We start from the raw sequence: 22,061 nt of genomic DNA, 5'->3' as shown, positions 1-22,061 counted from the left end.
GATAATTATGGAAAAAAAGAAACCTATGCGAAAATGCGTCGGTTGCGGAGAAAGCAAGGAAAAAGCGATGTTGATCCGCGTTATCCGGGATACGAACGGAGAGATTCATTTGGATCCGACCGGACGTGCGAATGGAAGAGGCGCTTATGTATGCAGGGATGCCGGGTGTCTTGAGAAGGCCATCAAGAGAAAAGGTCTTGAGAGATCACTTAAGGTCAGCATTCCGGAGGAAACTCTGGAACAGTTAAAGAAGGAGCTTGAGGTAAATGGATGAAAATAAAATTTACTCTCTGCTCGGATTATGTCAAAAGGCAGGAAAACTTGTAAGCGGTGAGTTTGCGGTTGAGAATGCCATAAAGAGCGGGAAAGCCTGTATGGTCATTGTGAGCAGCGATGCTTCAAATAATACGGGCAAGAAATTCCGGGATAAATGTGATTATTATGATGTGCCGTTTTTCATGTTTGGGGACAAAGAGAAGTTAGGACATGCGATCGGCAAAGAAGTTCGAACGAGTATTGCGATCACGGACATGGGATTTGCAAAAAGCTTTCAGAAGAACTTACGCGTAGATGAATTGTACGGAGGAAATGCGAATGTCGAAAATTAAAATATCCGAACTCGCTTCGGAACTTGGTGTTGAAAGTAAGGAGCTTGTGGCATACCTGCAGGAGCAGGGTGTTGAGGCTGCAAAGAGATCAACAAGTTCAGTCGAAGACGATGATGCGGAGAAGGTAAGGAAACACTTCGGAAGCGGAAAGGCAGATGCTAAAAAGGAGAAGGCTGAGGCTCCTGCAAAGGAAGTAAAAGAGCAGGCTCCTGCTAAAGAAGATGCGTCAAAAGCTGCATCTTCGTCCGATGATAAAAAGGCTCAGAAGCCCCTTAAGAAAAAGCCCGAAGGTGAAGGTGCGGTTAAAAAGAAGAAAAATATCATTTTTGTAACCAACCCCAATAACTCAAAGAGCGGCAATTTCCAGGGTAACCAGAATAATCAGAATCGCGGTACCCAGAATAAAAACCAGAACCGTGATAATAACAGAGGTGGTCAGAAGCAGGGTACATTTGCCCGTTCACAGAATGTATATCATCCGATTAAGCCTTTGACAGCACCGTCACAGCTTGAGTCTTATAACACAGATATACCTAAATATCAGGAGACTGCAGCAAAGCCTGCTAAGGCAGAGACACCTAAAACAGAACCTGCTAAGAAGCCCGTACAGGCAGCAGAGACACCTGCAAAGCCTGTGGCAGCAGAGGCACAGCAGAAGCCTCAGACTGAGAATCGTGAGAACCGTGTAAACCGTGAGAATCGCGATAACCGTGAGAACCGTGAGAACAGAGGCGGAGAACTCAGAAGAGGAGAAGGAAGAGATCAGGGCGGCCAGCAGCGAAGAGGCTCTCAGAACGACAGAAGAGGTGCAGCTCAGGGTGCTCCTCGTCAGAATATGGGCGGAGCAAGACCCGGACAGGGCGCACAGGGAAGACCCGGCGACCGTCAGCAGGGCAAAGGAAAAGATTTTGCAAAAGGACAGGGAAGAGGCGGATTTGACGCAGCTCCCATGAACGAAGGCGGTAAGGGCGAAGGAAAGAGACGCTCCGGCCAGGATAAGGATAAGAGATCTAAGAAAGATCATATTTATGAAGAGAATGAAGAGATGATGCCCAGAAGTAAGAGGGTTGGTCGCTTCATTAAGCCTGAAGTTAAAAAGGTAGAGGAGCCTGAGGAGCAGATCAAGGTTATCACAATTCCTGAAAAGCTTACGATCAAGGAACTCGCCGATAAGATGAAGCTTCAGCCTTCAGCTATTATCAAGAAGCTTTTCATGGCAGGCCAGATCGTTACCGTTAACTCAGAGCTTTCATACGAAGATGCTGAGAATATCGCGATCGATTATGATATCATCTGCGAGAAGGAAGTTCAGGTAGACGTTATCGAGGAACTTCTTAAGGAGGAAGAGGAGGACGAGAGCCTTCTTACATCCAGACCCCCGGTTGTCTGCGTAATGGGTCACGTCGATCATGGTAAGACATCACTTCTTGATGCTATCCGTGACACAAGCGTTACTGATAAAGAGGCCGGTGGTATCACACAGCGTATCGGTGCTTATCAGATCAAGGTTCAGGATAGAAAGATCACCTTCCTTGATACACCCGGACACGAAGCTTTCACAGCTATGCGTATGCGTGGTGCAAATTCTACAGATATTGCAGTTCTCGTAGTTGCAGCGGATGACGGTGTTATGCCTCAGACAATCGAGGCTATCAACCATGCTAAGGCTGCAGGCGTTGAGATAATTGTTGCTGTCAACAAGATTGATAAGCCCAGTGCTAACGTTGACAGAGTTAAGCAGGAGATGACAGAGTACGGCCTTATTGCTACAGATTGGGGCGGATCAACAGAGTTTGTTCCCGTTTCCGCTAAGACCGGCGAGGGTATGGATGTGCTTCTTGACACAATCCTTATCACTGCTGACATCCTTGAGCTTAAGGCTAATGCAAACCGTGAGGCAAGAGGTCTTGTCCTTGAGGCTAAGCTTGATAAGGGTCGCGGCCCCGTTGCCAACGTACTTGTACAGAAGGGTACACTCCATGTGGGAGACTTCATTTCTGCAGGTGCATGCTCCGGTAAGGTTCGTGCGATGATAGATGACAAGGGTAAGAGACTTAAAGAGGCTAAGCCTTCACAGCCCGTTGAGATTCTCGGTCTTTCAGATGTTCCGGGAGCAGGAGAGGTATTCCTTGGACACCAGAGCGACAAGGAAGCTAAACAGTACGCTAATACATATCTTCAGCAGCAGAAGAAGGATCTTATCGAGGAGACTAAGGCTAAGATGTCACTCGATGATCTGTACTCCAAGATTGAGGAAGGTAAGTTAAAAGAGCTTGATATCATTATCAAGGCTGACGTTCAGGGTAGTGTGGAAGCTCTTAAGGCAAGTCTTCTTAAGCTTTCAAATGACGAGGTTGTTGTTAAGGTTATCCACGGCGGTGTTGGTGCCATCACTGAGTCTGATGTATCACTTGCCGCTGCATCCAATGCGATCATCATCGGATTTGACGTTCGTCCCGATGCGGTTGCAAAGAGCACAGCTGAGCACGAAGGCGTAGAGATCAAGCTTTACAAGGTTATCTACCAGGCTATCGAGGATGTTGAATACGCTATGAAGGGTATGCTTGCTCCCGTATATGAGGAGAAGGTTATCGGACACGCTGAGATCCGTCAGCTCTTCAAGGCTTCCAAGGTTGGTAATATCGCCGGTGCTATCGTTACTGACGGTATGGTCCAGAAGGATTGCAAGGTTCGCATCTCCAGAGATGGCGAGCAGATCTTCGAAGGTGATCTTGCAACTCTTAAGAGATTTAAGGATGATGTCAAGGAAGTTAAGGACGGCTACGAGTGTGGTATGGTATTTGACGGCTTTGACCAGATCAATGTAGGCGATATCGTAGAAGCATACATCATGGTCGAGATTCCTCGTGAGAAGTTAGACAAGAAATAACAGCCTTCCCCTTGGGGGCGCAAAAAATAAAAGCCTTCCCCTTGGGGGCGCTCGACGTCCGGGGTTGCTACTCGTCCGGGGGACGAGTGCTTAGCAACGACCGGAGTGGAACGTAGACCGTCGGTCCAGCGCGGACCGAAGCGGAGCGTAGACAAGGTGGCACGAAGTGCCGGATGAGGGGCATGGAGTAAAAATATGAGAAAAAACAGTATAAAAAATATCCGTATAAACGGTGAAGTACAAAAGGTCATATCTGAGGCAATCAGATACAGCAAGGACCCCAGGATCAGCCCAATGACATCCGTTATGGATGTCGAGGTTGCACCTGACCTTAAGACCTGTAAAGTATGGGTTTCTGTAATGGGCAACGATGAGGACAGACTCCGCACTGAGGAAGGCCTCAAATCCGCTGCCGGCTACATCAGAAGTACAGTAGCCAAGGAACTCAATATGCGTTACACCCCCGAGCTCAGATTCATCATGGATGATTCAATTGAGTATGCCATCAACATGTCGAAGAAAATCGACGAAGTTGCAGCAAAGGACGCAGCTGCAAAGGCAGCAAGGGGAGAAGTGGACGAAGAACCCACAGAGGAAGAATAATAGATGAGAATAGACGAACTCGTAAAGGACGCCAAAACCATTGGAATCGGTGGGCATATTCGCCCCGACGGAGATTGTGTTGGCTCTACAATGGCATTATATCTCTATTTAAAAAAGAATTATCCGGATCTCAAGGTGGACGTTTTTCTTGAAAAGATTCCCGAGAGCTATAAGATAATCGAAGCTACTGCTGAGGTTAAATCGGACTTTAAGACTAACGTCGACAGCTATGATATTTTCTTTGCCCTCGACTGTGGAAAAGAAAGACTCGGAGATGCTGAGAAATTCTTTGATGCCGCAAAAAAGACAGTTAATATAGACCATCATGTCAGCAATGAAGGCACAGGTGATGAGAATTATATTGTTCCCACAGCCAGTTCAGCATGTGAGCTTGTTTATGATTGCATTGATAAGGACAAGCTTGACGCTGAGATAGCCAAGGCTATCTACATGGGAATAATTACAGATACCGGGGTATTCAAGTATTCAAACACATCACCCGCTACCATGCAGGTGGCTTCGGATCTCATAGGCTACGGCTTTGATTTTGGAAGCCTTATAGATTCTGTATTCTATGAGAAAACCTATGTTCAGAACCAGATAATGGGACGAGCACTTCTTGAGAGCATGCTTTTCATGCACGGAGACTGCATCGTGAGTGTGGTATCCAGACAAACGATGGACTTTTATCACGCTGAATCCAGTGATCTCGACGGAATAGTCAGCCAGCTCCTTCTGACAACAGGTACGGAGTGCGCAATTTTCATGTATGAGATCGGAAGCCTTGAGTACAAAGTCAGCCTTCGCTCCAAGGGAAAAGTGAATGTTGCAAAGATCGCAGAGCTTTTTGGCGGTGGCGGACATTCAAGAGCTGCGGGCTGTACCATGAACGGAACCCAGCATGATATAATAAACTCACTTTCAGAGTATATTGAGAGAGATTTGAAGGGCGTTCTCGCTGCAAAATAAATATATGAGGGTCATATGTACAACGGACTAATTAACGTATACAAGGAGGCTGGCTATACATCTAGTGATGTGGTGGCACGCCTCCGTGGCATTTTAAAGATGAAAAAGATCGGACATACAGGGACTCTGGATCCGGATGCGGTCGGAGTCCTTGTTATTTGTCTGGGAAACGGGACAAAGCTCTGTGACATGCTCACGGATCACGACAAGGAATATATCGCCGTCTGCAGACTTGGAGTGACGACAGACACTCAGGACATGTCTGGAAGAGTGCTTTCCGAGAATGAGGTCAATGTCACAAGTGAGCAGCTTCATGAAGCGGTTAAACGCTTTGTGGGTGAGTATGACCAGATTCCGCCCATGTATTCCGCGATTAAGATAAATGGCAAGAAACTCTATGAGCTTGCAAGACAGGGCAAGGAAGTCGAGAGAAAGCCAAGAAGAATCAAAATCGAGGCTATAACAATTCTCGATGAATCTCATCTTCAGGATGAGCACGTTTTCACAATGGAGGTTAAGTGTTCAAAGGGCACCTATATCAGAACCCTTTGCAATGATATAGGCGAGGCTTTGGGCTGCGGCGCAGCCATGGAACATCTCACAAGAACAGCTGTAGGAAGCTTTCATCTCGAGACTGCGCACACCCTTGATCAGATCGAGCAGCTTCGCGATGAGGGAAAAGTGGATACGATAGTTGCCTCCACTGAGAGCCTTTTCAGAGACCTTGACTATTGTATTGTTAAGGATAGCTTCAGGCGTATGCTTGAAAACGGCAACAGCTTCAAGGTGGAGAACCTTGTAAGTGAAGCTCCCGAGGATGAGCAGGATTTTGTAGAACCCGAAAAGCTCTATGCTGACGGCACCAGAGTGAGGGTATACGCTGAGGACGGCACATTCTTTGGCATTTACAAATGCGACGGCAGAACCGGCCAGTTCAAGGTGGAGAAGTTTTTCTATACGGAGAGGTAAAAATGCGGATAATATCCGGAACCACACAATTTAATATAGAGGATAAAACCGCAGTAGCCATCGGTAAATTTGACGGAGTCCACATGGGGCATCAGAAGCTCCTTAAACATATCCTTGATAAGAAAGATCAGGGTATGAAGGCGACAATCTTTACCTTTGATCCGCCGCCGGCTGTATTTTTCTCACAGCTTATGGCAAAAAGCGAGAATGAAAAAAAGGATATCATTTTATCCCAGCTTCTCACTAAGGATGAAAAGAGACGTAAATTCGAGGAGCTTGGAGTCGATATCCTTGTGGAATTTCCTATGAATGCGGAGACCGCGCGAACGGCACCGGAGGACTTTGTCAGAAAAATCCTTCATGAGCAGATGAATGCAGCCTACCTTGCAGCAGGAGATGACTTATCCTACGGATATAAGGGAAAAGGCGATTTTGCGCTTTTAAATAAGCTTGCACCTGAACTCGGCTACAGAACTCGCGCCATAAAAAAGCTTCAGATGTTCGGAAGGAATGTTAGCTCAAGCTTTATAAAAGAGGAAATACTTCAGGCTGAGATGGAGCGTGCATCTGAGCTTCTGGGAGAACACTACTATGTGGGAGGCTTTGTCGAACATGGCAAAAAGCTTGGCAGAACAATTGGCTTTCCTACGGTAAATCTGCTGCCGCCTTCTGAAAAGTGCCTGCCACCTTTTGGGGTATATTTTTCGGAAGTCAGAATTGATGGCAGAAAATATCATGGAATGACTAACATCGGACTTAGGCCGACGGTTTCAGACAGCGGTCAGGTGAGTGTTGAGACTTACATTTATGATTTCGATGAAGATATCTATGGAAAATATTTAGAGATTGCTCTTTTGACTTTCCATAGAAAAGAACAGAAATTTTCAGGTGTTGAGGCTTTAAAGGGGCAGCTTCGGCTTGACCTTGACGCTGGAAGAAATTTCTTCGATTATGAATGACGATGGCCTTCACTTTACATTTATTGCTCACTGTGTTAAAATCAATTGGTTTCTCGCATGAGGAACAGTAACGTTATTACCGATACTCGGAGGTAGGATACTCCAGCCGCTTCTGTGTATTCGGCACATTGTAATTAAAGGAGAATGAAACATGATTACAAAGGAAAAGAAGACAGAGGTTATCAATCAGTACGCTAGAACAGCTGGCGACACAGGTTCACCGGAGGTTCAGGTTGCTATTCTTACAACCAGAATCAAGGAGCTCAACGAGCACCTTAACACACATCCGAAGGATCACCACTCAAGAAGAGGTCTTCTTAAGATGGTAGGTAGAAGACGTGCTCTTCTTGCATACCTTAAGAAGAAGGATCTTGAGAAGTATCGTAAGCTTATTGCTGATCTTGGACTCAGAAAATAATTTCCGATGGGAGAATAGGGCGGGGATGCCGATTAGAAATAGTCGGCTTGTTCCGCCTTGTTTCTTTTATTAAGGTAATAACTATTAAGTTTACATATTTTAATGCGCCCGAGGATGGCGCGAGAAGGAGAAAAACATGAAAACATTTTCAACAGAACTTGCAGGAAGAACTCTTACAATTGAGATCGGCAAGGTAGGAAAACAGGCTAACGGATGCGCATTCATGAAGTACGGCGATACAACCGTTCTTTGTACAGCAACAGCTTCCGACAAGCCCAGAGACGGAATTGATTTCTTCCCTCTCAGCGTAGAGTACGGTGAGAAATTCTATTCTATCGGTAAGTTCCCCGGAGGATTCAATAAGCGCGAGGGAAAGCCTTCTGAGAATGCTATTCTCACAAGCCGTGTTATTGACAGACCTATGCGTCCTCTTTTCCCTAAGGACTACCGCAACGATGTAACAATTGAGACTATGGTTATGTCTGTAGATACACAGTGCAGACCTGAGCTTGTGGCTATGATCGGTGCATCTGTAGCTGTTTCTATTTCAGATATTCCTTTCGATGGCCCCTGCGCTATGACACAGGTTGGACTTATCGATGGCGAGTTCGTTATCAACCCTTCACAGGAGCAGTGGGATAAGGGTGATATGCGCCTTACAGTTGCTTCAGTAGGTCAGAAGGTTATCATGATCGAGGCAGGTTGTAACGAGGTTCCCGAGGATAAGATGAAGGAAGCTATTTACCTTGCACATGATGTAAACCTTAAGCTCATCGAGTTCATCAAGGGTATCGTTGCAGAGGTTGGTAAGCCGAAGCACGAGTATGCAAGCTGTGCAGTACCGGAAGAGCTTTTCGCAGCAATCAAGGAAGTAGTTCCTCAGGAAGAGATGGAGAACGCTGTATTCACAGATGAGAAGCAGAAGCGTGAGGCTAACATCGCTGAGATCACAGCTCGTCTTGAAGAGAAGTTCGCTGACAACGAGGAGTGGCTTGCTATCCTTGGAGAGGCTATTTACCAGTATGAGAAGAAGACAGTTCGTAAGATGATCCTCAAGGATCACAAGCGTCCTGACGGAAGAGCACTTGATCAGATCCGTCCTCTTGCAGCAGAGATTGATCTTATTCCGAGAGTACACGGAAGTGCTATGTTCACACGTGGACAGACTCAGATCTGTGACGTTACAACTCTTGCTCCTCTTTCAGAGATGCAGAAGGTTGAGGGACTTGATCCTTTCGTAACAGGTAAGAGATATATCCACCAGTACAATTTCCCTGCTTATTCAGTAGGTGAGACAAAGGTTTCAAGAGGACCCGGACGTCGTGAGATTGGTCACGGCGCACTTGCAGAGAGAGCACTTCTCCCTGTACTTCCTTCAGAGGAAGAGTTCCCTTACGCAATCCGCTGCGTTTCAGAGACCTTTGAGTCTAACGGATCAACATCAATGGCTTCCACATGTGCATCATGTATGTCACTTATGGCAGCAGGTGTTCCGATCAAGAAGATGGTTGCAGGTATCAGCTGCGGTCTTGTAACAGGCGATACAGATGACGATTTCGTAGTACTTACAGATATCCAGGGTCTTGAGGACTTCTTCGGAGACATGGACTTCAAGGTAACAGGTACTAAGGAAGGTATCACAGCTATCCAGATGGATATCAAGATCCATGGTCTTACAAAGGATATCGTAACTCAGGCTATTTCACAGTGCCGCGAAGCTCGTCTCTTCATCATGGATGAGTGCATGAGCAAGGCTATCGCTGAGCCTCGTAAGGAAGTTAGCCAGTATGCTCCCAAGATCATCTCTATCGAGATCGATCCTGATAAGATTGGTGATGTTGTTGGTCAGAGAGGTAAGACAATCAACGAGATCATCGACCGCACAGGCGTTAAGATCGACATCACAGATGATGGTAAGGTAAGCATCTGCGGTGAAGATAAGGATAAGATGCAGCAGGCTATTGATATGATCAATATCATTACAACAGATTTCGAGAAGGGCCAGATCTTCACAGGAAAAGTTGTAAGCATCAAGGAATTCGGCGCATTCGTTGAGTTTGCACCCGGCAAAGAGGGTATGGTACACATCAGCAAGATCGCTAACGAGCGTATCGATCACGTTGAGGATGTTCTTACTCTTGGCGATGAGGTTAAGGTTGTATGCCTTGGCAAGGATCGTATGGGCAGAATCAGCTTCTCAATGAAGGATGTTGCACAGAAATAATCAAAAGCAGATTTGCTGCGATAAATACAAAATAAGAAGAACTGAGAAAGTGACCTTGAATCATTTTCTCAGTTTTTTTAATATGGAAAAAACTCATTTTATCAAAAAATTATAATGTTTTGATACTATTTCATGATAAACTAATAGGGTAGGAAAGATTTACCTACTATTTCTAATTTTTCCGGAGGATACAAATATGGGAAGAATTTTTCTAATAGTGCTTGATAGCTTTGGTGTCGGAGAAGAGCCCGATGCTGCAGAGTACGGAGATTTTGATGTAAATACAATAAGGTCATGCGCTACCAGCAAGTATTTCAGCATGCCTAATATGGGAGCGATGGGACTTTTCAATATTGATGGAGTTGACTGTGTGCCTTCCGTTCCCAATCCCATAGCAGCTTATGGCAAATGCCAGGAGGCAAGTAAGGATAAAGATACAACGACAGGTCACTGGGAAATCGCAGGTGTGATATCACCCAAACCCATGCCGAAATTCCCCGACGGATTCCCGCAGGAGTTCCTGGATGCATTCAGTAAGCGCGTCGGAAGAGGAGTTATCTGTAATAAGCCTTACTCAGGCACTCAGGTAATCAATGATTACGGCGATGAACATGTAAAGACAGGAAATCTTATCGTCTATACATCTGCAGACAGTGTGTTCCAGATTGCAGCACATGAGGATATAGTTCCGCTGGAGACCCTCTATGAGTATTGCCATATTGCAAGAGAAATGCTTCAGGGAGACCTTGGCGTGGGACGTGTAATTGCAAGACCTTTCGTCGGTACAAGCGGCAATTATACAAGAACTCCTCACAGACACGATTATTCACTTGAGCCTCCGAAGACAACCATGCTTGATCAGCTGAAGGCAGCAGGCAAGGATGTTCTGGGAGTTGGTAAGATAAGAGACATATTTGAAGGAAAAGGCCTTACGGAGTTTGTTTTCTCCGAGAGCAATGCCGATGGAATCGAAAAGACACTCGCATATATGGACAGGGATTTCGACGGACTCTGCTTTGTGAATCTGGTAGATTTCGATATGCTTTACGGACACAGAAGAGATATCGACGGCTACGCAAAGGCGCTTAATTACTTTGATAACAAGCTTCCCGAGATGGTCGCTAAGCTTCGCGATGATGACATCATTATGATGACAGCTGACCATGGCTGTGATCCCGCATACCAGAAGACCACGGATCATACCAGGGAATACATACCTTTCATTATGTATGGCAAGAATGTAGCACCGAAGAACCTCGGAACCAGAAGTACTTTCGCTGATATAGGAGCCACTGTTCTTGACTACTTTGGAATTAAACCGGAGTTTGAAGGAACATCAATGTTATAAAACGTAAATTTAGGAGGAAGAAGTATGAAAAAACTAGGGGTAAAATCAATTGTAGCTATTGGTATCGGTGCGGCACTTTTCTTTGTGCTCGGAAGATTCGTTGCAATCCCGAGTCCTGTGCCCAACACTAACATTTCAATCCAGTATGGTCTGCTTGCATTTATAGCCGCTGTTTTCGGACCGATTCCGGGAGCTCTCGCAGGCCTTATCGGACACTTCTTTATCGACTTCAGTTACGGCTGGGGAGTATGGTGGAGCTGGGTTATCGCTTCAGCGGTATTTGGTTGCCTCATGGGAATCGTAACAATGAAACTGAAGATAGATGAGGGCGAGTTTGGTACAAAGGGTATTATTACTTTTAACGTAGGTCAGGCTATTGCACATGCTATTTCATGGATAGTTGTTGCACCTATCCTGGACATCCTTATGTTCCAGGAACCTGCAAATAAGGTATTCGTTCAGGGTGTGACCGGTGCTATCATAAACATTATTACAACTGCCATTGTTGGAACAATTCTTTGCATAGCTTATTCTAAGGCAATCCCGAAGAAGGGCAGCCTTACGGAAGAAAACTGATTATAATATGAGCGAATATATACTGGAATTTAAGAATCTTGGATTTAAATATAGGGCGCAGGCTAAGCCTACGCTCTATAATATTGACCTCAAAATTAAAAGGGGTGAAAAGCTGCTTATAGCGGGGCCTTCCGGTTGCGGTAAGTCCACTCTGGGAAGTCTTATAAACGGTCTTATTCCGTCGTCTTATAAGGGCGATATAACCGGATCCCTTTTGATCAACGGTAAAGATTCAAAGGAAATGTCAATCTTTGATATCTCACATATCGTGGGAACTGTTCTTCAGGACAGTGATGCCCAGTTTGTAGGGATGACTGTTGCGGAAGATTTGGCTTTTGCTCTTGAGAATGACTGCGTTCTTCTACCGGATATGAGAAAGAGAGTGGATGAAGTTGCGACAACTCTGAATCTAAAGGACTTTCTGCTTCACGCGCCCGGGGAGCTTTCCGGTGGGCAAAAGCAGAGAGTATCCGTCGGAGGAGTTCTAGCCAGTGATGTTGATCTCTTTTTGTTTGACGAGCCTCTTGCAAACCTTGATCCCAAGACGGGAAAACAGGCGATTGAACTTATCGCTGAGCTTCAAAAAAAGACAGGTGCTGCGGTTATCATAATTGAGCACCGTCTTGAGGATGTCCTTCACAGAAGTGTTGACAGAATTGTTCTGATGCAGGAGGGACATATAGTTGCAGATGAAAGTCCTGATGAGCTTCTTTCAAAAGGGCTTCTTGCCGAATGTGGTGTAAGAGAGCCTCTGTATCTTACTGCTCTTAAATATGCAGGCGTGAGTATAGAGAGCAAAATGCGACCTTCTTCAATAGAAAATCTTATTCTTTCCGATACTGACAAAACTCAGCTAAGGAAGTTTATGAAGGAGGTTCACAAAGATAAAAAGGCTTCATCTAAAGAGAAGCTCCTTGAAACAAAGGGTCTTTCTTTTACTTATGAAAAGATGAAAAAACGGGCCCTTGATAATATTTCCACTGCTGTTTCGAAGGGTGAAATGGTGGCAATCGTCGGGACCAACGGCGCCGGGAAATCCACCTTTTCCAAGGTTGTCTGCGGAATGGAAAACGAAGATGAAGGGCAGATATTCTTTGAAGGCAGTGACTTTTCTGCACTGTCTATCAAGGAGAGAGCGGCCTATGTGGGCTATGTAATGCAGAACCCGAATCAGATGATCTCCAAGGTCATGATAATGGATGAAGTCGCTATGGGCTTAAGGCTCAGGGGAGTCCCGGAGGAAGAGGTTCAGGAAAAGGTCACAAAAGCGCTCAAAATCTGCGGACTCTATACGATGAGAAACTGGCCTATATCAGCGCTTAGCTATGGACAAAAGAAGCGAGTTACCATTTGCTCCATTCTTGTGCTTGAGCCCAAGGTGCTTATTCTCGATGAACCCACTGCAGGACAGGACTATAGGCATTACACCAAAATCATGGAGTTTTTGAGACAGCTGAATCAGCAGGGAATCACGATAATCATGATAACTCATGATATGCATCTTATGCTGGAATATGCTGACAGAGGCATAGTCTTTTCCGGCGGGAAGATAATCGCGGATAAAACCTGTGCAGAGATTCTGACTGATTCTGAAATTGTCGACAGGGCAAGCCTTAAAGAGACCAGTCTTTACGATCTGGCAAATTTGTGCGGTATTGAAGATGCTGCCACCTTTGTTCAGGACTTTATCGACTATGAGCGAGAGAATGTGAGAGGATTATGCGATGAATAATCTTTTTAATTATATAGAAAGAGAGTCTCCGATTCATGAGCTTACAGGGGCTACCAAGCTGGTGTGTCTTCTTTTGTGGAGCCTTGCCGCCATGACTACATATGACACGAGACTTCTTGCTGTTATGTCGGTTTTGGGAGTCGCGCTTTTCCCTGTAGGCAGGATAAAACTTAAGGATGTAACCTTTATGCTTGTATTTACACTGGTTTATCTTGCATTGAGTACAACGTTGGTTTATCTGTTTTCGCCTCGCCACGGCTGTGGAGTTTACGGCAGTACAACCCTTCTCTTTGGACTATCGGGATACTTCGCGCCCACCGCGGAGCAGCTGTTTTTTCAGCTCAATTATATTCTGAAGTACTTTGCGACAATTCCGTTTGTGCTGCTGTTTGTCTGCACCACGAACCCCAGTGAATTTGCGGCATCTCTTAATAAGATAGGAGTTCCGTATTCCGTTGCTTATTCAGTGGCGCTGGCACTTCGCTACATACCGGACATACAGAAACAGTATCACGAGATCAGCCAGGCATCTCAGGCCAGAGGGATAGAGCTTAGTAAAAAAGCGTCGCTTATAAGCAGGCTTAAGTCGGCTTCTTCAATTCTTATACCGCTGGTATTAAGCAGTATGGACAGAATCGAGGTCATAGCAAATGCCATGGAGCTTCGCTGCTTTGGGAAAAACAAAAAGCGAACCTGGTATATGGAGAGAAAATTCAGATGGATAGACTACCTTTGCATCGTCGTATGTGCATTGCTTTTGGTGGCATCGATTACACTTACGCACATAAACGGCAGCAGGTTCTATAACCCGTTTTTATAGAGAAAATACAAATAGATTAAGTCAGTAATTGACTTTACGCGCACCTTTCCTTAAAATAGGTTGGGTGCGCATTTTTTTAGGTGAGATATTTTTTCATGAGCGCACGGCAGATATTTTGGAAGTAATAGTAATTTTTGCGTTTTTTTGAAAGGTTTTAAAATGAGTAACAACCAGATCACAGAAGAGATAAATAAGAGACGTACCTTTGCAATCATTTCCCACCCCGATGCAGGTAAGACCACACTTACAGAGAAATTCCTTCTCTACGGCGGAGCCATCAATCTTGCGGGATCCGTAAAGGGTAAGGCTACAGCAAGGCACGCCGTTTCAGACTGGATGGAGATTGAGAAACAGAGAGGTATTTCGGTTACATCTTCAGTCCTTCAGTTTAACTTTGAGGACTGCTGCATCAATATCCTTGATACACCCGGACACCAGGATTTCTCAGAGGATACTTACAGAACACTTATGGCTGCTGATTCCGCAGTCATGGTCATCGATGCAAGTAAGGGTGTTGAGCCCCAGACCAAGAAACTTTTCAAGGTCTGCACAATGAGACATATTCCGATCTTTACATTTATAAATAAGCTCGACAGAGATGCGATGGATACATACGAGCTTCTTGATGATATCGAAGACCACCTTGGAATTGCTACATGCCCGATGAATCTTCCTATCGGATCAGGTAAGAACTTCAAGGGAATTTATGACAGAGCGGAGAAACATGTCGTAACTTTCCAGGATACAATGAAGGGAACAAAGGAAGGTACAGAGACCATAATCCCTATGGAAGACAGGGATCAGCTTGTTTCCACAATAGGTGAGGAAGCTCTTGAGAATCTTGAGGGTGAGATCGAGCTTATGGACGGTGCAGGTGCTGAATTTAATCTTGAAGAGGTCAGAGCGGGTAAGCTTACTCCCGTGTTCTTCGGTTCTGCGCTTCAGAACTTCGGTGTTGAGCTCTTCCTTCACAACTTCCTTCAGATGGCTACACCTCCGAGTGGAAGAACTGATTCAGAGGGAGAGGTTATCGACCCCAAGGAGCACGAATTTACTGCTTTTGTTTTCAAAATCCAGGCCAACATGAACAAGGCACACAGAGACAGAGTTGCCTTCATGAGAATATGCTCCGGACGCTACGATGCGGACAAGGAAGTTAAGCATGTTCAGTCAGGAAAAGTGTTCAGACTTTCACAGCCTCAGCAGCTTATGGCCGATGAACGTAAGATTTTAAGTGAGGCCTATGCAGGTGATATAATGGGTGTATTCGATCCCGGTATCTTTTCAATCGGTGATACGGTATGCATGCCCAAGGATTCCGTAACCTATGAGGGAATCCCGACCTTCGCACCCGAGCACTTTGCAAGGGTTCGTCAGGTTGATACCATGAAGAGAAAGCAGTTCGTCAAGGGTATCGAGCAGATTGCGCAGGAAGGTGCTATCCAGATTTTCCAGGAATTCAACATGGGAATGGAGGAAATCATCGTAGGCGTTGTCGGCGTACTTCAGTTTGACGTACTTAAATTCAGACTTGAGAACGAATATAATGTCGAAATTATCCTGGATATGTTACCATATGAGTATATACGTTGGGTTGATAACGAGGATGTCGACATGAATTCACTTGTGGGCACCTCTGATATGAAGAAGATAAAGGATATGAACGGAAGACCGCTTCTTATCTTTATCAACGAGTGGAGTCCCCAGATGGTTCTCGACAGAAACAAAGGATTATCGCTTAGCGAGTTTAGGAAAAACTAATGAGAAGAGACAGATGTTTTAAAAACTTAATAGGGAAAGCATCTGTCTTTTTTGCATCCGTTTTTATGGCTGCATTTCTGACAGGATGTAATGATTCGGTTACTGACTTTTTTAAGGCCAACAATCTTATTAATTCCGATGATGAGATTTTGGTGGGAGAAGAAGTAGCAGCAGAATCTGAACCTGCAGCCGCGGAGGCAGAAGCTTCAGATGCCCCTACAACCGACGCTTCTGTAGATTCCGTTGAAGTCTCTAATAACGATGCCTCCCATTCGGGTACATTTGATCCCGATAAGGTTAACCAGGCTATCGATGATCTCATCACTCAGATTGAGAAGGAGACTGGAAGAACAGGACGCCGCAAGGATGTTGAGGAAACCGACGAGGAGCAGGGGAAGGACGCGACAACCTATTTTAGTGACTCCTTCCAGCAGGCGCAGAGAGAATCCCTCGGTTTATCTGTAGTTGATATAGAGGATTTAAAGAAGGCTCAGCAGGGCAACTACGCCTATGAACATCTGACAAAGGAAGGACAGACCTTATACGTCGAGCTTCTTAGAATTATTGAGAGACGCGCCGAGGACGTAGTTGTATCGACACTTGATGAAGAGGTTCTCGATGTGGTATGTCAGTTTGTACTTGCCGATCACCCCGAGCTTTTCTATATGGACGGTTATACCTACACGCGCTATACGGTAGCAGGAGTTCTGAAGAAGATATCTTTTACAGGCAATTATATTTACAGCGATGAGGAGATTGATTCACGTCAGGCCAAAATCGATGCCTACGTGGATACATGCCTGGCAGGAGCTCCGCAGGATGCTGATGATTATGAGAAGGTCAAGTATGTCTATGATTATCTTATAACCAATACTGAATACGACGCGAGTGCGCCGGATAATCAGAATATATGCTCGGTATTTTTATATGGAAAATCGGTGTGCCAGGGCTATGCCAAAGCTACGCAGTATATCCTTAACAAACTTGGGGTTCCTACCACGATGGTCACAGGTAAGGTGAACGGTGTCGGCCATGCGTGGAATCTTGTATATGCTGACGGAGAGTTCACCTACGTCGATACGACCTGGGGAGATTCCTCTTATCAGAAATTTGAGAGCGGAGGAGCTGATTCGCAAAAACTTCCGCTGATCAACTACACCTATTTGTGCTGCACAACTCAGGATATCAGTAAGACACATACCATATCCGAGACGCTTCCAATGCCGGATTGCACTTCAATGCGCAACAATTATTACGTAAGGGAAGGTGAGTACTTTACGGAAAATGACATGACTGCGCTGGGGAATCTTTTCTCAAGAAGATACGCCGACGGAAGTAACAATGTCACGATAAAATGCAGTACAAGAGCCGTATACGACGAATTCATAAGAAGGCTCATAACCGATCAGCAGGTATTCGGATATATGGAGGGCTCAAACAATACAGTTTCATATACGACCTTTGATGAACAATACATTCTTATAATCTGGTTATATTAAAACTTCGTACTTTAAAATGTTGCTGAAAATTGCATTTTTGGTACGAAGTTTCTTTTTGCAAATATAGATATTACCTTGCTTAGAGCGTTCCCCGGTGGTAAAATTGTATCGTTCGGTTTTTATGATTATCTACATGTTTTCATACATTCGTAAGGACCGGGTAACTATATAAACACCAAGGAGGAAATGGTATGTTTAATTTGTTCGATGTTACTAGTTTCATGACCGGCATATTTGGGGGCCTGGGGAAAGTGATAGTAGCGCTTGTTATTCTGCTTATAGCCTACATCGCGGCTTCAATTGCCAAGACACTCATCATTAAGTTGATGACACACACTAAGCTTGGATTCATTGTTTCCAGAGCAGATGGTCCGAGACCCGGAGTTACAATTACTTACATCAGTAAGCTTGTTTACTTCCTGGTATTCTTACTTTTTATTCCACAGATTTTTAACACATTGGGAATTGACAGTGTTACATCTCCTGTAATGGGACTGCTTAACACAATTTGGGGATATGTTCCCAACGTTCTTGCAGCACTTATCGTTATCTTTGTAGGTAACCTTATCGCTACAACAGTAAGAACACTTCTTGTTCCTGTATTTGCAAGACTTAAGGTTGATGAGCTTCAGGCTAAGGCAGGCATTGAGGTTAAGGACACAGCTAAGCTTTCATATACACTTGCTTACATCGTATATGTTCTTATCATGATCCCTGTTTTCATCGTAGCACTCAACGTTCTTAAGATTGATGCTATCACAGCACCCGCTGTAAGCATGCTCACAGTTGTTGTTGAATACATCCCTCGCATAGTAGTAGCTTGCCTTGTTGTATTTGTCGGCTACCTTATCGGCAGATTCGCAGGTCAGATCGTTACTCAGCTCCTTGCTTCAACAGGCGTTGATAAGAAGCTCACAGACGCAACAGAGGGTAAGACAGAGAAGTTCGTTCTTTCAAAGGTTACAGGTACCGTTGTTCAGGTTGTTATCAACATCATGTTCATCGTACAGGGCTTTGCGGTAGTAGATCTTAAGCTCCTTACAGACATCGGCGCTGCTGTTATCGGCTATATGCCCAAGGCTCTTGCTGCTATCATCGTTCTTACACTTACATACTTTGCTGCAATCCTTGCAGAGAAGGCTCTTAAGAAGAACGGAATGGACGGCTATGCACTTGTTTCCAAGGCAGTTATCTTTGTAATCGGCATTTTCATGGTTCTCAACCAGCTCGGAATTGCTACTACAATCGTTAACTCAGCATTCATTATCATTGTTGCAGCACTTGCTGTTGCATTTGCAATTTCCTTCGGTATCGGCGGAAAGGCATTCGCTACAAAGCAGCTTGATAAGCTCGATAAGTACATTGAAGAGAACAGAAAGAGCGACAAATAATAGCACGAAATTTTACGAAAAAACATATTGAAGCTTTGGCGGAGGGTATACATAAAAAGTTGCCCTCCGCTTTTCTATCTTGTATAATTATAAGGATTTCAGTATGAAAGGAACGTGATTATTATGGAAAAGGAAGTACAGAATAATACACTATTAAAGGCAAAGGGAATCGGCTCTGTAAAGATTGCCGACGACGTTGTTGCCAAGATTGCTGCGCTTGCTGCTCTTGAGATTGACGGAGTAAGTGAGATGGCAGGTGGTTATACCAGTGAAAATATAGATAAGGCAGGTCCGAAGAACATCCAGAAGAGTTCCAAGATCTTTTTGAATGAAGGTAAGGTACGTGTGGATATGTCCATTCTTATGGATTACAGCTACAACATTCCCGCTACAAGTAAGCAGGTCCAGGATAAGGTTAAGAGCTCCATCGAGAGCATGACAGGACTTAGTGTTACTGACGTCAACGTACGTATTGCCGGCATCAAGATGCCTGATTAAGGATTACAGAGGATATTATGAAAAGATCAGAACTTAGAGAACAGGTTTTTCAGCTTCTTTTTCGTGTAGAATTCAATACACCCGAGGAGATGCGTGAGCAGGAGGACCTGTTCATTGAAACAAGCGACATAGAGATGAGTGCCAAAGATGTTGATTACGTGAAGGAGCGCTACGAGAACATCGCAGAGAAGCTCCCGGAGATTGACAAGCTCATCAATGAAGTGACAACGGGATGGGATACAGGGCGTATCGGAAAAGTTGAGCTCGCAATCCTGAGACTCGCTGTCTATGAGATTAAATTCGATGAATCTATCCCCACAGGGGTAGCAATCAACGAGGCAGTTGAGCTGTCCAAGAAATTCGGCCAGGACGGCGCTTCTTCCTTTGTAAACGGAGTGCTGGCAAAACTTGCGTAATGTATATACAGTTGAGCAGATAAATTCCTATATTAAAAATATGTTCACGCAGGACTTCCTGCTCTCATCACTTACGGTGAAGGGCGAGGTCAGTAACTGCAAATATCACTCCTCCGGTCACATCTACTTCACGCTTAAGGATGCGTCCGGAGCGATTTCTTGTGTGATGTTCCGGGGAAGCGCCGCTACGGGGCTTAGATTCCGTATGCAGGAGGGCCAACAGGTCTGCGTTACCGGATCAATAGATGTATATGAACGGGACGGGAAGTACCAGCTTTATGCCAGAAAAATTGAACTGGATGGAGCAGGTGCTTTGTTTGAGCGTTTTGAGGCTTTGAAAAAAGAGCTGTCAGAGCGCGGAATGTTTGCTAATGAATATAAACAGCAGATACCAAAGCATATAAAAACGCTTGGAGTTGTGACAGCTCCTACCGGTGCGGCTGTGCGAGATATTATAAATATTTCCACCAGAAGAAATCCCTATGTGCAGATATATCTGTATCCTGCAATAGTTCAGGGAGATCAGGCGAAGGAGAGTATTGTCCGAGGCATAGAGACTCTCACAGCAATGAATGTGGATGTAATCATTGTCGGAAGAGGCGGCGGATCCATTGAGGATCTGTGGGCATTTAACGAAGAGATTGTGGCGGAAGCGATTTTCAACTGTCCGATTCCCATCATCTCGGCAGTAGGCCACGAGACGGATACTACGATAGCCGATTATGTTGCGGACTTAAGAGCACCGACACCTTCTGCTGCAGCAGAGCTGGCGGTATATGAGATCGACCTGCTTTTTCAGGATATCGATGCCTACCGCGATATTCTTACCCGCAGAATGAACGACAGGATAATGAGACTCCGCGAGAAGGCAGCCTCCGATAGGCGCCTTTTGGAACACCTTTCACCGGAGGCGAGAATACGCGATCAGAGAATGAGAGCTGCGCAGGCTGCTGACAAGCTTGAGCGTCTGATGACAGACCTCATAAGGGACAACAGGCACCGCCTGGATGTCGATATAGAGAGGCTTAAAGCCCTCAGTCCTCTTGATAAACTGCAGTCGGGATTTTCCTATGTGGCTGATTCCGAAGGCAAGAATGTCAGGAGTATCAAAAATGTAGCGCCCGGCGACAAGATTGAAATAAATGTCAGCGACGGTGTTATCGGGGCAGAAGTTGTGGGTGCGGAGAAGAGAAAATATGGCTAAGAAAAACGAAGAAAAAGAAATCACAATAGAAGAAGCCTTCGCTGAAGTAGACGAGCGCATCAAGGCTCTTGAAAAGAGCGATGTCACTCTTGAGGAATCCTTTAAATTCTTCAAGGAAGGCATGGATTTGCTTAAATACTGTAACGATTCCATCGACAAGGTTGAGAAAAAGGTTCAGAAGGTTATGGCTGACGGCAGCACGGAGGATTTTGAGTAATGTCCGATTTTGATAAGATGCTGGATAGCAGAGCGGCAGAAGCAGAGGATATCATAAAGAGCTTTCTTCCCGCTGAGGAAGGCTATCAGAAAAAAGTAATCGAAGCCATGAATTACAGTGTCATGGCAGGTGGCAAGAGAATCAGACCGGTTCTGATGCTTGAGATGTTTAAGATTTTTTCCGGAAAGGACAAGGATCTGGTGGCGCCTTTTGCAGCGGCCATTGAGATGATCCACACCTATTCCCTTGTGCACGACGATCTTCCGGCGATGGATAACGATGAATACAGAAGAGGCAGGAAGACCACCCATGTTGTATATGGTGCGGGAATGGCTACTCTTGCAGGAGACGGACTTTTAAATTATGCATACGAAACCGCTCTGAAGGTATTTTTATGCAAAACAAATCCCGATCCCTTCGATGGAGATATTAGCGACAGACGAGCTAAGGCTCTTGAAATCCTTGCCAGGAAGGCCGGTATATACGGAATGGTTGGCGGACAGTGCGCAGACATAGAGGCTGAGGGAAAGGCTGCAGCGACCTCCGAGGAACTCATTTTCATTCATGAGAATAAGACAGCTGCAATGCTGGAGAGCAGCATGATGATAGGAGCGCTTCTCGCAGGAGCCGATAAAAAGACACTTGATGATATTGAACAGGCTGCGAGGAAGATCGGAGTTGCCTTCCAGATTCAGGATGATGTTCTTGATGTTACGGGCGACGAAGCGGAGCTAGGAAAGCCGATTGGTTCAGATGAAAAGAATGAGAAGACTACATATGTGACACTTCACGGACTTGAAGAATCAAAAGAAGAAGTCAGGAAGCTTTCGGACGAAGCAGCCTCCATCTTTTCAAAATACGATGGCAGCGAAGAATTCCTGATACCTCTTGTAAAGTGGATGATCTCAAGACAAAAGTGATAACATTTATGCCTTCTCCTATGGAGAAGGTGTCAGCGA

Annotated in this window: 21 protein-coding genes; all 21 read left to right on the top strand. The window is 45.1% G+C overall.

Annotated elements, in window-relative coordinates:
- Window positions 1-7 precede the first annotated feature (7 nt).
- The 21 genes from rnpM to BMW61_RS09210 all read left to right on the top strand — a co-directional run bounded on the left by rnpM (window position 8) and on the right by BMW61_RS09210 (window position 22,022).
- Entirely contained in the window at window positions 8-274 is a 267-nt protein-coding gene (gene rnpM, locus BMW61_RS09310; RefSeq protein WP_022763101.1) for an RNase P modulator RnpM, read from the top strand.
- Complete coding sequence (locus BMW61_RS09305; RefSeq protein WP_022763102.1) at window positions 267-608, top strand: L7Ae/L30e/S12e/Gadd45 family ribosomal protein; 342 nt, start codon at window positions 267-269, stop codon at window positions 606-608. The genes rnpM and BMW61_RS09305 overlap by 8 nt, the downstream gene beginning before the upstream one ends.
- Window positions 595-3,498, top strand: a complete 2,904-nt coding sequence (gene infB, locus BMW61_RS09300; protein ID WP_091821238.1) for a translation initiation factor IF-2 — start codon at window positions 595-597, stop codon at window positions 3,496-3,498. The genes BMW61_RS09305 and infB overlap by 14 nt, the downstream gene beginning before the upstream one ends.
- A 195-nt stretch (window positions 3,499-3,693) precedes the next feature.
- A complete protein-coding gene (gene rbfA / locus BMW61_RS09295) occupies window positions 3,694-4,101 on the top strand; it encodes a 30S ribosome-binding factor RbfA (protein ID WP_022761953.1) in 408 nt (135 codons plus the stop codon).
- Between the two features lie 3 nt (window positions 4,102-4,104).
- Window positions 4,105-5,070, top strand: a complete 966-nt coding sequence (locus tag BMW61_RS09290; RefSeq protein ID WP_026498093.1) for a DHH family phosphoesterase — start codon at window positions 4,105-4,107, stop codon at window positions 5,068-5,070.
- A 15-nt stretch (window positions 5,071-5,085) separates the two neighbouring features.
- On the top strand, window positions 5,086-6,039 hold the full coding sequence (gene truB, locus BMW61_RS09285; RefSeq protein ID WP_022761951.1) for a tRNA pseudouridine(55) synthase TruB: 954 nt from the start codon (window positions 5,086-5,088) through the stop codon (window positions 6,037-6,039).
- Window positions 6,040-6,041: 2 nt separating this feature from the next.
- Window positions 6,042-6,998, top strand: a complete 957-nt coding sequence (ribF, locus tag BMW61_RS09280; protein ID WP_091821235.1) for a riboflavin biosynthesis protein RibF — start codon at window positions 6,042-6,044, stop codon at window positions 6,996-6,998.
- A gap of 151 nt (window positions 6,999-7,149) precedes the next feature.
- Window positions 7,150-7,416, top strand: a complete 267-nt coding sequence (gene rpsO, locus BMW61_RS09275; protein WP_022761949.1) for a 30S ribosomal protein S15 — start codon at window positions 7,150-7,152, stop codon at window positions 7,414-7,416.
- A 136-nt stretch (window positions 7,417-7,552) separates the two neighbouring features.
- The gene (locus tag BMW61_RS09270; RefSeq protein ID WP_026498095.1) at window positions 7,553-9,640 is read left to right on the top strand and encodes a polyribonucleotide nucleotidyltransferase; all 2,088 of its coding nucleotides are present in this window, start codon (window positions 7,553-7,555) and stop codon (window positions 9,638-9,640) included.
- Between the two features lie 196 nt (window positions 9,641-9,836).
- Window positions 9,837-10,988 carry a phosphopentomutase gene (locus tag BMW61_RS09265; protein WP_091821232.1) on the top strand — a complete coding sequence of 384 codons (1,152 nt, stop codon included), beginning with the start codon at window positions 9,837-9,839 and terminating at the stop codon, window positions 10,986-10,988.
- A 24-nt stretch (window positions 10,989-11,012) separates the two neighbouring features.
- Window positions 11,013-11,564, top strand: coding sequence for an ECF-type riboflavin transporter substrate-binding protein (locus tag BMW61_RS09260; protein WP_022761946.1), 552 nt, complete (start codon window positions 11,013-11,015; stop codon window positions 11,562-11,564).
- Between the two features lie 7 nt (window positions 11,565-11,571).
- Window positions 11,572-13,296, top strand: coding sequence for an ABC transporter ATP-binding protein (locus tag BMW61_RS09255; protein WP_091821229.1), 1,725 nt, complete (start codon window positions 11,572-11,574; stop codon window positions 13,294-13,296).
- Window positions 13,289-14,116, top strand: coding sequence for an energy-coupling factor transporter transmembrane component T family protein (locus BMW61_RS09250; protein ID WP_026498097.1), 828 nt, complete (start codon window positions 13,289-13,291; stop codon window positions 14,114-14,116). Before BMW61_RS09255 ends, BMW61_RS09250 begins: the two co-directional genes overlap by 8 nt.
- A 159-nt stretch (window positions 14,117-14,275) precedes the next feature.
- The gene (locus BMW61_RS09245; RefSeq protein WP_022761943.1) at window positions 14,276-15,877 is read left to right on the top strand and encodes a peptide chain release factor 3; all 1,602 of its coding nucleotides are present in this window, start codon (window positions 14,276-14,278) and stop codon (window positions 15,875-15,877) included.
- Window positions 15,877-17,376 (top strand): transglutaminase domain-containing protein, encoded by a 1,500-nt coding sequence (locus BMW61_RS09240; RefSeq protein ID WP_091821226.1) that lies wholly within the window; start codon window positions 15,877-15,879, stop codon window positions 17,374-17,376. Before BMW61_RS09245 ends, BMW61_RS09240 begins: the two co-directional genes overlap by 1 nt.
- Window positions 17,377-17,567: 191 nt before the next feature.
- The gene (locus BMW61_RS09235; protein ID WP_091821224.1) at window positions 17,568-18,767 is read left to right on the top strand and encodes a mechanosensitive ion channel; all 1,200 of its coding nucleotides are present in this window, start codon (window positions 17,568-17,570) and stop codon (window positions 18,765-18,767) included.
- A gap of 123 nt (window positions 18,768-18,890) precedes the next feature.
- Window positions 18,891-19,265: an Asp23/Gls24 family envelope stress response protein gene (locus BMW61_RS09230; RefSeq protein ID WP_022761940.1), complete on the top strand. Its 375-nt coding sequence runs from the start codon at window positions 18,891-18,893 to the stop codon at window positions 19,263-19,265.
- Between the two features lie 17 nt (window positions 19,266-19,282).
- A complete protein-coding gene (gene nusB, locus BMW61_RS09225; RefSeq protein WP_022761939.1) occupies window positions 19,283-19,681 on the top strand; it encodes a transcription antitermination factor NusB in 399 nt (132 codons plus the stop codon).
- Window positions 19,674-20,885: an exodeoxyribonuclease VII large subunit gene (xseA, locus tag BMW61_RS09220; protein ID WP_091821222.1), complete on the top strand. Its 1,212-nt coding sequence runs from the start codon at window positions 19,674-19,676 to the stop codon at window positions 20,883-20,885. Before nusB ends, xseA begins: the two co-directional genes overlap by 8 nt.
- Window positions 20,878-21,102, top strand: a complete 225-nt coding sequence (gene xseB, locus BMW61_RS09215) for an exodeoxyribonuclease VII small subunit (protein ID WP_026498100.1) — start codon at window positions 20,878-20,880, stop codon at window positions 21,100-21,102. Before xseA ends, xseB begins: the two co-directional genes overlap by 8 nt.
- Complete coding sequence (locus BMW61_RS09210) at window positions 21,102-22,022, top strand: polyprenyl synthetase family protein (protein ID WP_091821219.1); 921 nt, start codon at window positions 21,102-21,104, stop codon at window positions 22,020-22,022. Before xseB ends, BMW61_RS09210 begins: the two co-directional genes overlap by 1 nt.
- Window positions 22,023-22,061: the final 39 nt, after the last annotated feature.

This window comes from Butyrivibrio sp. ob235, assembly GCF_900109475.1.
Classification (GTDB): domain Bacteria; phylum Bacillota; class Clostridia; order Lachnospirales; family Lachnospiraceae; genus Butyrivibrio.
This window is presented reverse-complemented; position numbering and strand designations above follow the sequence as displayed.